The organism is Paenibacillus sp. FSL R5-192 (assembly GCF_000517845.1).
Lineage (GTDB): Bacteria > Bacillota > Bacilli > Paenibacillales > Paenibacillaceae > Paenibacillus > Paenibacillus amylolyticus.
In genome coordinates, this window is record NZ_ASPR01000014.1 from 1,334,967 (window position 1) to 1,347,196 (window position 12,230).

Sequence of the window (12,230 nt, forward strand, 5' to 3'; positions counted from 1 at the left end):
TTAGTTTGTCACTTCAGTTAGAATTCTTCGCTCTTGCTCAACTGAAGAATTATTCTTTTTTAGGAGAGTGGAAACGGTGCCTACGATATTAGTTGCTGACGACGATGCGAACATTCGCAAACTCGTCTGTTTATTTTTGCGCAACGACGGATTTACAACCATCAACGCCGTAGACGGAAAGGAAGCCCTGGCTATCTATACCTCCACGCCAGTCGATTTGGTTATTCTTGATATTATGATGCCAGTCATGGACGGTTGGGCATTATGCGAGGAACTTCGAAGAGCCAATCCGGATCTTCCGTTACTAATGTTGACGGCAAGAAACGAGACCTGGGAGAAAGTACAAGCATTTCAGCTTGGGACAGATGACTATATGACGAAGCCATTCGATCCGCTTGAGTTGATGGCTCGCGTCAAGGCACTGTTGAAACGATACCGTATAGGATTAACGCAGACCATCCAATTAGGAAACGTTATTCTGAACCGGCAGACTTATAAGGTCCTGAGGGGTACAGAGTCGTTCACCTTGCCGCTTAAAGAGTTCGAATTATTGTATAAACTTGCTGGATTACCGGGACAAGTCTATACGCGGGAGCAATTAATCGATCAAGTTTGGGGAATTAATTATACTGGCGATGATCGAACGATAGACGTGCATATTAAACGTCTACGCGAACGTTTCGCAGCTATCTCCGATTTTCGCATCGAAACGGTGCGCGGGCTTGGCTACCGGCTTGAGGTGCAAGAGTGATCGGTTCCTTGTATACACGCGTAGTCCTGACCTTTCTGGTCTCCGTGATCGGGGGCATAATCCTTTCTTTTCTTGCTACAACCTGGATATTTCAAGATAAATTAAACGAAAACTTACAAGGCTCCTTGCTTGACTTTGGCCAGGATATCGTCCGCATCTACGAGACATTGCCGTTACATGAAGCAGAAATGTTTATAAGTGAAATGAAACAACTCAATTCCTATCACATTCGAATCTATAAAGCAACGGATCAATTCCAATCCTATGGAGAACTTAAAGGACAACATCCTTTCCTAGTGACGACAGAACAAGTGAAGAAAGTGCTGGATGGGGAAAGGGTCCAAGTCAATGGAATCGATACGATCTTCTTGGGATTGCCGATAAAAACTGAAATGGGAAGCAAAGCAATGTTTGTAGAGCCCCTCACTTCCTCTTCCACCTCATTTCTCCTCAAGTTTGTTTTAACTTTTATGATTTGTTCGTTAATAGCAGGAAGCCTATTGATACTAATTGCGGCTATGTTTCTGGTGAGACCGATCAAAAAGCTGACAGAAGCGACCCGGCTTATAGCTGCCGGAGATTTCAATGTCAAGCTTAATATTAAACAAAAGGGTGAGATAGGTACTCTGGCTCGTAGTTTCGAAGAAATGATGCACGATCTAAAGCAGCTTGAGCAGATGCGCAGGGAATTCGTAGCAAACGTGTCCCATGAAGTTCAGTCTCCGCTCACTTCCATTTCCGGTTTTGCTATAGCGCTCAAGCAGGTAGACCTCCCGGATGACGAAAGAAGCGATTATCTCGATATTATCATCACTGAAACTGCACGAATGTCCAAAATAAGTGATAGTCTGCTAAAGCTGAGTTTGCTTGAATCTCAATCATTGCAAATGCGGCTCGCCACGCTCAGTCTGGATGAACAGATCAGACAAGTAATCGTCGCTATTCAACCCCAATGGTCGGCCCGTAACATTCAGTTTGATCTTGATTTGCAGCCCACCAAAATCACGGCCGATCATGACCAGTTAAATCAGGTGTGGATCAATATCTTCGGCAATGCCATCAAATTTTCCGAAGATGGTGCCCGAATTAACGTCACGATCAAACAGAATATCAAGAACGTGACGATCCGCATATCGGATTCGGGTATTGGTATTCTCCCGGAAGACCAAAAGCGTATATTTGACCGCTTCTTTAAAGCTGATCGTTCCCACAGTCAGAAATATGAAGGAAGCGGTATGGGACTAACTATTGTAAAGCAGATCGTCTCGCTTCATCAAGGGGACATCCGGGTGGAGAGCGAATATGGACGAGGAACGACCTTCATAGTCATCTTGCCAATCACAACACCCACAGAGTGATTGGATTTCATGCCTTCTCAAAGCTATGACGCCCTGTATAAACCTCCTTGCGTATGATGATGCAAACTTTTTTTGCCTGTTCATCCTCCGTTCATGCTGCAGTCATTAGGGGGACATCTTGGTTTGTTATATTGTCTTTAGCGCCCACGTTAAGGTGGCTTAACACAATGATGAAGACAGGAGTAGATGCAAGAATGAAACCAAGAGAGGTAACAAAACTGAAGATAAGTGTGAGGGCAGCAAAAAAGAGAAATACTATAGCTGCTGTGACTCTCATGCTGACGATACTTGCCCCAATGTCTGCAATGGCCGCACCGGCTCCCATGAACAACAGCAACCTTACGTATGAGACAACAAAGAAAGCCGTGATCGAAAAAGCCAAATTGCTGACCGAGACATATGGTACGACGAGTCTGCAATATGCGCTCATCGATGGTGGAGAGATTGTGGTGTCCGGTCAAACGGGCAAGAACGATATAAACGACAAGGTACCTCTTACTTCGAACACCGTCTATGGCATTGGTTCAACCAGTAAAATGATGCTTACAGCCGCTGTAATGAAGCAGGTTGACGAAGGCAAGATTGATTTGGATGCGCCTGTTGTGAACTATATGCCTGACTTTAAAATGAAAGATACCCGATACAAACAGATCACACCCCGTATGTTGCTGAATCATTCCTCCGGTCTTCTGGGCACCTCAACCAGCAATGCCACATTGTACGGAGATAATGACACGTATACACATGATACGTTTCTGGAGCAATTGGCGAATCAAAACCTGAAAGCAGATCCCGGCGAATACTCAGTCTACAGCAACGATGGCTTTACGTTAGCCGAGATTCTGGTCGAAAGAGTGAGCGGCATCGGTTATACCGCATTTATACACAAGTATTTCACGGAGCCTTTGGATATGAAACATACCAAATCACCACAGGATGTGGTTAATCCGTCAGACATGGCGGCAATCTATTCCCCTTTTTATGAGGGACCACTTCCCAAAGAGAATTATAATATCATCGGTACTGGAGGTCTGTATTCCACCGCTGAAGATCTGGTCAAATTTTCAAGAATCTTCACGGGAGAAGTTGATGGTATTCTTTCCAGTAAGTCTGTAGAAGCTATGGCGCAAGAAGAGTATAGAAGAGGTATGTGGCCAGAGGATAGCGATACGCTGATGTCTTATGGGTTGGGGTGGGATAGTGTGAACTTGTTCCCATTCAACGAGTACGGCATTAAGGCCGTTATGAAAGGTGGAGATACGTTATCTTATCAGTCCTCATTAGTGGTACTTCCGGAATACAATATGGCTGCAGCCGTTATCTCTTCAGGCGGGTCAAGCTTAACCAATAATTTCATTGCGAATGAATTATTACTCAGTGCACTTGAGGAAAAGGACATCATTACAGAGCGGAAGCCAGAAAAATCATTTGGCGTACCTGTGAAGGCAAATATGCCTAAAGGAATATCCAAGTATGCAGGTATATATGGCGGCAATAATTCGGTTATGAAGATCAAAATAAATACGGCTGGAAAAATGACTGTATCTTCACTTACAGCTCCGAGTAATCCGGCTCAAGAATACACCTATACAGCAGATGGTACTTTTGTTAATAACGAAGGTACAGACAAGTTGAAATTCGTTGTGGAGAAAAATGGGAAAACCTACTTGTGGTCACGATCTTATATATCCGTTCCAGGACTCGGACAGCTGGCTTTCTCAGAATATAATGGGGAGAAGCTTGAAGCCAATAAATTATCCAAGGAGATTAACGCTGCATGGGCAAAGCGCGATGGTAAAAAATATTATCTGGTGAATGAGAAATACACATCAATGCTCTATCTTAATGCTACATCGATCCTGCCTATTCAGTTGAATAAAGAGAATCCGGGGTATATGTCCAATAATAAGATTATTGGAGCCAACGAAGCAGCCAATCAATTGCAGATTCCGGGTACTGCCGGACGTGATACGATGGACATTCATTTCTCCAAAAAGAACGGAGGAGAGTATCTTACATTTTCAGGTTATGTATACGCTAGTGAGGAAATGGTGAAACCAATCTATTCGGGTAAACGATCCGCAACAACCATTCAAGCAGATGGATATGCCAAATGGTTTTCGGTACCAGCTACTGCGAAAGGAAAAGTCATGACAGTGAAGTTGCCTGAAAATGGAGCCTTTGCTGTCTATGACCAGACCGGAATTTGTATTAATCACAGCGTGGTCAGCCGTAAGAATAATGTTGTTTTACCAGAAAACGGCCGTATTGTATTTGCAGGTGAGGTTGGTTCCAAATTCGAAATTTCATTAAAAAAATAAAATGAATGGATTTCCAAACGGCTGAACACCAAACGAACTCAACAGGAGAGAACCATCATGATGAAAAAAATATTAATCATTTTGCTCAAAATATTCGGAGCCATCGTTATCGCTTTTGCATTATTTATTGCCACTGTTTTTATTGTTAATGTATTTAGCAACAAATCGGAAGAAGGGAAAATAAATCCCTATGGTCAGTTTGTAGCAGTTGACGGGAAAAACATGAATGTGTTGATACAAGGAACAGGCAAAGAAACGGTGGTATTGCTTCCTGGATACGGAACACCTGCCCCAGCCCTTGATTTCAAACCGCTTATCGATGAGTTATCTCCATTTTACAAAGTTGTTGTCATTGAGCCTTTCGGTTATGGATTAAGTGACATTACTGAAAAAGAGCGTACCACTGAAAATATGGTTAGTGAAATTCATGAAGCGTTACAGCAACTTGGTATTCATAATTACACGCTTATGGCTCACTCGATTTCAGGGATATACGGCCTGGATTATGTGAATAAATATCCAAACGAAGTAAGTTCATTTGTCGGAATTGAGAGCAGTGTCCCAACGCAGGGAGGTAATGATGATCCATTTCCAACCGAAACGTACAAACTGCTTAAAAAATCAGGATTCTACCGATTGTTAATGAAACTGGCCCCTGATCAACTGATTGCACCCGATGTTGATGATGAGACCAGAGAACAAATTAGAATACTTTCACTCAAAAATACGTTTAATCCGAACAACCTGAATGAAGGTGAAAACTTTGGTCCTAATTTCAAAGCAGCTGAGAACCTGTCCTTCCCCAAAGATCTTCCTGTGATTTTCTTCTTACAAGCGAATGATACGGAAACAGAAGGCTGGATACCCTTGCATGAAGAGCAAGTCAAAGATTCTGTGCATGGAAAAGTGATGACATTTGAGGGAGAACATTATTTGCATCACACCCGATCCAAAGAAATGGTTCAAGAATATAGAAAGTTTATGAGTGAGATAAAATAGTGTCGCCAACAAAAAAAGTCGCGAAATCGCGGCTTTTTTCTGTTAAGAAGATGGTGAATATACAAGCGTAGTTACTTTATTGGAAAATTTAGGTTGACACTTCTTTTTATCGCGTATACAATCGTATACATGAATATGCTGTATACATATGTATACACGTTATGGGGGTGGCAAATATGAGAGATCGTCCTATCGAAGAGATGGATGGAAGTGTACGTCAAGTTGAGCGTCCAAGACGTGATATGAGTGACAATGAGCAACGTGGTGAACGTTCCAGACGTGGAAGAGGTCATGGTGAACATGAGGGAAAACGGGGCCGTGGTGCGCAGACATTCCGTCGCGGCCGAATTCTTGTATTTCTGGAACAAATGCAGAATCGAAGAACAACGCTCGCCAGACAACTTGGTCAGGAGGAGTATGAACATATTCGCCCGATAATCAGTGGGGAGTTGAAAGCCATTGATCAGGTCATCGACGAGTATATCCATCTTTTCGAGCTGCAAAATGAAGATGTAAACCCCAATAAGGATCTGGAGAGTGAGAGTGAATAAGTATGATTCGTCGTTTTTTTTCGTATTATCGTCCCTATAAAAAACTGTTTTTGATTGATTTTGGATGCGCTGTACTCGCAGGTCTTCTGGAGTTGGCTTTCCCCCTTGCCGTCAGCAAATTCATTAATGAATTGTTGCCAGGTCAGGATTGGCCTCTCATTATGCTTGCCTGCGTCGTGCTGTTATCCATCTATGCACTTAATACCGTATTGAACTATGTAGTTACATATTGGGGACATATGCTGGGCATTAACATTGAGACCAACATGCGTGAGAAGATGTTCGCTCACTTGCAGAAGCTGTCCTTCCGGTTCTTTGATAATCGTAAAACAGGCCACTTAATTGGTCATCTTACGAATGATCTGAATGATATCGGCGAGGTTGCTCACCATGGACCTGAAGATGTATTCATCGCAGTGATGACATTAATCGGATCGTTCTGGCTGATGGCTAACATTAATCTGGAGCTTGCGCTGCTTACCTTTATCATTATCCCAATTATGGCTTGGGTGATTATCGTATTTGGTGGTCGGATGACAAAGACGTATCGGCGACTTTTCGGAGATGTCGGCAATTTCAATGCGCGTATTGAAGACAACGTCGGCGGTATGCGTGTTGTGCAATCGTTCGCCAACGAAGAACATGAGAAAGAACTTTTTGCAGTGGACAATCAGAATTTCCGTAAAACCAAACTGCTTGCCTACAAAACGATGGCAAAAAGTATCTCGGTCAGTTATATGATGATGCGACTGGTTACGGTGTTTGTCATGATCAGTGGGGCTTGGTTTTATATCGATGGCAGAATCAATATGGGTGACTTTATGGCCTTCCTGCTTCTGTCCAATATCTTCTTCCGCCCGATCGAGAAAATCAATGCCGTCATTGAAAGTTATCCAAAGGGCATTGCTGGTTTCAAGCGTTATCTGGAGATCATTGATACAGAACCTGAGATTGCGGATAGCAAAAACGCCGTTGAATTCGAAAGTGTGAAGGGTGATATTCGCTTTGAGAACGTCTCGTTTGGTTATGAATCCAGTCGGCGTATTCTAAGTGATATCAGTCTGTCTGTTCGACCAGGGGAAACCGTTGCTTTTGTTGGACCTTCGGGTGCAGGCAAAACGACAATCTGTAGCCTGTTGCCCCGATTCTATGAGGTAGAAGAGGGACGTATCACTGTGGATGGCGTCGACATTCGTAACGTTAAGCTTCAATCCTTGCGCAAGCATATCGGAATCGTTCAACAGGATGTATTTTTGTTCTCGGGTACCATTAAGGAGAATATTGCTTATGGTGATCTGAGTGCAACGGATGAACAAATCTGGGATGCCGCCCGTCGTGCCTCATTGGAGGAACTGATTCTCACGTTGCCTGATGGCATGGATACGGTCATTGGCGAGCGTGGAGTCAAGCTATCCGGAGGACAGAAGCAACGGTTATCTATTGCTCGTATGTTCTTGAAAAATCCACCCATTCTTATTCTGGATGAGGCAACCTCAGCGCTGGATACGGAAACGGAAGCACTGATCCAGCAATCACTCGCAGAGTTGTCGGTGGGTAGAACTACACTTGTGATTGCACACAGACTGACAACTATCAAGAATGCAGATCGAATTATCGTAGTAAACACAGATGGTATCGCGGAGCAGGGTAACCACGAGGAGTTGGTCGCCGCTGGAGGGATATACAGCCGTCTTCATCAGGTGCAATATAGTCACTCTTAATCCATGTAAATTGAACAAAAAATAATTACACTCGTCACTCCGATGACAGAACAACCTTGCCGCGCATATGCGCGGCTTTTTTTTTTGATTGAATATTAAAAATGAAGTTATAAAATGCTATGTAAAATATAATGTTGACAACGTCCACTAACGTGATTATTATAATGTTGACAATGTCCACTAAAAAGGAGGGTTTGACATCGACTCTCAGTACATAAATCCAGATATACTCGCTGACATGCGACGTTTTAACCGTTTTTATACCAACATACTCGGTGTACTCGATAAGCATATTCTCGGAACAGGGTATTCGTTTGCAGAAGTACGAGTCATTATTGAGATTGGAATTCGGGGAGAGAGCATTGCGAATAATCTGGTAGATACACTGACCATTGATCGCAGTTACATGAGCCGAATTGTGAACAAGCTGTCCAAGGAAGGACTGCTGGTGAAAGTGGATTCTGCGGCCGACAGCCGGGTCAGTCTGATTCGTCTGACAGCCAAGGGTGAGGAACTGTATGCCCAATTGAATGACCGATCCGATCAACAGATCCTGAAGCTGATGCAAGAATTGAATGAAGAAGAGATTCAAGAGGTATACACCTCCATGATGAACATACAAGAGAAGTTGAACAAGAAGGCAGGAGAGACAACACGATGATACGATTTGAATGTGATTATAACGAAGGTGCGCATGAACGCATTTTACAAAGACTGATGGAAACCAATATGGAACAGACGAGCGGGTATGGCACGGATGGACACTGCGAACGGGCGAGAATGCTTATTCGTCAGGCTTGTGACAATGAGCAAGCTGATGTTCATTTCCTGGTTGGTGGTACACAGACAAATACAACGGTGATTGCCTCTATTTTGCGTCCATATCAAGGTGTGATTGCTGCGTCCTCGGGACACATTGCGGTTCATGAAACCGGAGCTATTGAAGCTACGGGACATAAGGTACTCACAGTTCCAAGCGAGGACGGAAAGATCACGCCTGAGCAGGTTAGAGCAGTCTACGATGCGCACATGAATGAGTCGTCGCCGGAACACTGTGTTCAACCAGGAATGGTCTACATATCCCAACCAACGGAGAATGGAACGATGTACAGCAAGGCAGAACTGCAAGCATTGCATACAGTGAGCAGAGCATGTGGTCTTCCATTTTTCGTGGATGGAGCACGCCTTGGATATGCACTTGCCTCCCGAGATTGCGATATGACACTTGCTGACCTTGCACGTTTGTGTGATGTATTTTACATCGGGGGAACCAAGATTGGCGCATTGATGGGAGAGGCGGTTGTTATCCTGAATGATGCACTGAAACCTGATTTTCGTTATATGATCAAACAAAAAGGTGGCCTGCTTGCCAAAGGCAGATTGCTAGGTATCCAATTCGAAACGTTGTTCGAAGATGGTCTGTACCTCGATATTTCTCGCCATGCCGTAGATATGGCCTTGAGAATTCATGACTCACTCGAACAGCAGGGGGTACGCTTCCTGTACGATTCACCAACCAACCAGCAGTTTCCGATTCTGCCTGATCGTTTGCTTGAGAAATTACGCAACGGTTATACGTTCACCTTCTGGGAAAAGGTTGACGATACACATAGTGCGGTGCGCTTCTGTACCAGCTGGGCAACGCAGCAGGAAAATGTGGATGCACTGACTCGTGACATCACTCAATTATTGCACGAAGAGATCCACGTGCCAGAACGGGTCGAAGCATTGGTCTAATCTTGTTCATTAATTAAGGAGAACAGCTCCGATTTCCTTTCATGAATACGAGTATTTTGAAAATTCCAAAAGATATTACGCAGAATTTTGATACTGAAAAAAGGACAACTCATTGTGGTTGTCCTTTTTTGGTTTGCCTTTTGTGTGATAGTTGTGAGATAGAGAGTGAATACTCGGTTACTCACTCAAGGCCATGTCATATTTCTCTTTCAGCCGTCGGATATCGGCTCTTGGCGGCGCACCGAACATGCGTGCATATTCGCGGCTAAATTGAGAAGCACTCTCGTAACCAACCCGGAACGCTACATCTGCCGCGTCAGCAGATTCGGCCATCAGAAGTCGCCGGGCTTCCTGTAATCTTAATTGTTTCTGGAATTGTAATGGGCTCATAGCTGTGATCTCTTTGAAGTGACGATGGAATGAAGAGACGCTCATGCTGGCGGTCTCAGCCAGATCTTCAATGCGAAATGGCTGTTCCCAATGATGAACGATGTACTCAATCGCTTCTCTGATCCGATAAGTGCTACTACCTTCAACCGCAATCTGCGCCAGTTCTCCTCCGTAAGGCCCTTGAAGGAGACGGAACAGGATTTCTTTAACGTACAACGGAGCCAGAAACGGAATCTCTCCTGGCGTATCCAGCAATCGAACAAGTCGGAGTACAGCATCCTGAATGGACGATTCCATCTGACCTACAAACATGGCTCGTCTGGCGTTTTCGTTGAATGTTACCTTGATATTGCATTCGTTAAGTACTTCGAGAATTTGGTTCGGTGTGAATTCGAGCTTGAGACTTAAGTAGGGTGCATCGGCGGATGCCTTGATAATCTGCCCGATGACCGGAAGATTCATGGAAGCAATCAGGTAATTGGAAGAGGGCCTGAGAGGATCAGGCAATCAATTAAGACGATTGATATACCGCTTGCAGCCCATGACTCGGCATACTAAGAGTATGTTAACAGAGCCAAGCGATTAAAGTTTATTTGAAAAGTTGGGTGAACAAGGTGATGAAGTGGTTATCAAACCATGTGAGGCAAATATTAATTGACAGGCTCGAATCGCAAATTAAGTATGAAGAAAATTCCGTACATCGAGAGATATACTTCACATGCTGGTTAGAGCTAGTTACCGAAGAGGTCGAGACAACATCAGTTTACAGAACAAATTCAAGGAGAGTTTGAAATATGGAATATGTGGGCTAACAAAATCTCAGTCGATCCGAATTCTTAATGTTAAAGTCGCCATTCGGCGGCTTTTTTTACAGTGATCTGATAAGTGAATTGACAGTTCCTTCATATTAAAGTTATTATAGATACATTAGATCCTTAATTGAGAAGGAGATTATAATCTATGAATAACGGACATTCATCCGGTCAAGTGAACGAATCATCGAGTGGTCATTCCGCTCCTTTTGCTACGTTACAGGGCACACCTATCTTATCATTGCTCCAGCCATCCCAAGGTGAACGTATTCTTGATGTAGGTTGCGGTAATGGCGAACTGACAGCCAAAATTGCAGCCGCAGGAGCGCTGCCAACAGGTATAGATTTTTCAGAAGAGACGATTAGGCAAGCTAAACAGAAATACCCTGATATGAATATTCAAGTAGCAAATGCTTGTCATTATCGGACAGAAGAACCGTTTGATGCGGTCTTCTCTCATGCCGTTCTGCATTGGATAAAGGATGCTCCAGCTGTAGTACAATCAATACAGTTAGCGCTCAAGAGGGGCGGGCGATTCGTGGCTGAGTTTGCTGCAAATGGTAACACGGCTATATTAATTACAGCGGTACAGGAAGAACTGGATGCCCGTGGATACAAATGGGAAGGACGGAATCCGTGGTATCACCCGACCATTGGCGAATATGCTAATCTTCTGGAGCAACACGGATTTCGAGTTAGTCTGGCTCAGCATGTGGATCAATTTACCCCGTTCAAGCCAGGTGCCAGAAAGTGGTTGACCAGCTTCGCGGAGTATTTATTCAGTGGTATCACACCTGCGGAACAGGATGTTATTATGGAAGCTGTTGAGAAAAAAGTACAGCCACAACTGATGCGGGATGGACAGTGGTATCTGGACAGAAGCCGACTGCGAGTTGTAGCTATTAAGGAATAGGGGAATACGGGATGAAAATGGACAAACCCAAGATTCAGGAGCAGTTGCTCGAACCGGAAACGATTGCATTCCTGGAATCCAAAGTGGAGTACAAACACAAACTGATCGAGAACATTACATTGGATCAACAGGAAGCGAGTAAGGTTTCCTTTGAAAATGTTGTATTTAGACATGTGACAATCTCGGAGTCTACCTTGGAACAATTTGAATTCACCGATGTCCGGTTCGAACACTGTGACTTCTCCAATGTCAATCTCTCTAGTGCCTTCATGCATCGAATCGAATGGCATAACTGCAAGTTTGTCGGAACTGATTTTTCCAATAGCCGATTGCAAAATGTCAGTTTCCTTCATGGTCTAGGCGACTACAGCAATTTCCGTTTTGCCCATCTGAAACAGGTCTCCTTCTCGGAATGTACCTTGATTGGTGCGGACTTTGCCTATCTGGCACTGCAAAAAATGGAGTTCCGTCAATGTAACATCGACCAAGCATCCTTAACGGGGACCAAAATGAAGGATTTGGATCTTAGCGATTGCGAATTTGACTCCTTGGTGCTGACGATGGAAGATCTCAACGGTTGTGTGATTTCACCACATCAAGCCGCCACATTTGTAGGATTAATGGGTTTGATTATCAAATAAAGGGCATGATCACATTTACGGGGTTGCCAAGATAGT

The 12,230-nt window shown here is 43.9% G+C and carries 11 protein-coding genes; 10 read left to right on the forward strand and 1 reads right to left on the reverse strand.

The window, feature by feature from the left end:
- The first annotated feature begins 76 nt into the window (after positions 1 to 76).
- From C161_RS14180 to C161_RS14215, 8 genes are all read left to right on the forward strand, one after another.
- Positions 77 to 751: a response regulator transcription factor gene (locus tag C161_RS14180; protein ID WP_036608200.1), complete on the forward strand. Its 675-nt coding sequence runs from the start codon at positions 77 to 79 to the stop codon at positions 749 to 751.
- The gene (locus C161_RS14185; RefSeq protein WP_036670806.1) at positions 748 to 2,109 is read left to right on the forward strand and encodes a sensor histidine kinase; all 1,362 of its coding nucleotides are present in this window, start codon (positions 748 to 750) and stop codon (positions 2,107 to 2,109) included. The genes C161_RS14180 and C161_RS14185 overlap by 4 nt, the downstream gene beginning before the upstream one ends.
- 194 nt (positions 2,110 to 2,303) lie before the next feature.
- The gene (locus C161_RS14190; protein ID WP_036671086.1) at positions 2,304 to 4,430 is read left to right on the forward strand and encodes a serine hydrolase domain-containing protein; all 2,127 of its coding nucleotides are present in this window, start codon (positions 2,304 to 2,306) and stop codon (positions 4,428 to 4,430) included.
- A 57-nt stretch (positions 4,431 to 4,487) separates the two neighbouring features.
- Positions 4,488 to 5,429: an alpha/beta hydrolase gene (locus tag C161_RS14195; RefSeq protein WP_051449726.1), complete on the forward strand. Its 942-nt coding sequence runs from the start codon at positions 4,488 to 4,490 to the stop codon at positions 5,427 to 5,429.
- Positions 5,430 to 5,605: 176 nt separating this feature from the next.
- Positions 5,606 to 5,980: a hypothetical protein gene (locus tag C161_RS14200; RefSeq protein WP_051449727.1), complete on the forward strand. Its 375-nt coding sequence runs from the start codon at positions 5,606 to 5,608 to the stop codon at positions 5,978 to 5,980.
- Between the two features lie 2 nt (positions 5,981 to 5,982).
- Positions 5,983 to 7,701, forward strand: a complete 1,719-nt coding sequence (locus C161_RS14205; RefSeq protein ID WP_036670808.1) for an ABC transporter ATP-binding protein — start codon at positions 5,983 to 5,985, stop codon at positions 7,699 to 7,701.
- Between the two features lie 238 nt (positions 7,702 to 7,939).
- On the forward strand, positions 7,940 to 8,362 hold the full coding sequence (locus tag C161_RS14210) for a MarR family winged helix-turn-helix transcriptional regulator (protein ID WP_036670809.1): 423 nt from the start codon (positions 7,940 to 7,942) through the stop codon (positions 8,360 to 8,362).
- Positions 8,359 to 9,438 carry a threonine aldolase family protein gene (locus C161_RS14215; protein ID WP_036670810.1) on the forward strand — a complete coding sequence of 360 codons (1,080 nt, stop codon included), beginning with the start codon at positions 8,359 to 8,361 and terminating at the stop codon, positions 9,436 to 9,438. Before C161_RS14210 ends, C161_RS14215 begins: the two co-directional genes overlap by 4 nt.
- Positions 9,439 to 9,615: 177 nt before the next feature.
- Here C161_RS14215 and C161_RS14220 read toward each other — a convergent pair whose 3' ends face one another.
- Complete coding sequence (locus tag C161_RS14220; RefSeq protein ID WP_405159272.1) at positions 9,616 to 10,335, reverse strand: AraC family transcriptional regulator; 720 nt, start codon at positions 10,333 to 10,335, stop codon at positions 9,616 to 9,618.
- 453 nt (positions 10,336 to 10,788) lie between these two features.
- Here C161_RS14220 and C161_RS14225 point away from each other — a divergent pair, with 453 nt between their 5' ends.
- Positions 10,789 to 11,553: a methyltransferase domain-containing protein gene (locus C161_RS14225; protein WP_036670812.1), complete on the forward strand. Its 765-nt coding sequence runs from the start codon at positions 10,789 to 10,791 to the stop codon at positions 11,551 to 11,553.
- 11 nt (positions 11,554 to 11,564) lie between these two features.
- Complete coding sequence (locus C161_RS14230) at positions 11,565 to 12,194, forward strand: pentapeptide repeat-containing protein (protein ID WP_036670813.1); 630 nt, start codon at positions 11,565 to 11,567, stop codon at positions 12,192 to 12,194.
- Positions 12,195 to 12,230: the final 36 nt, after the last annotated feature.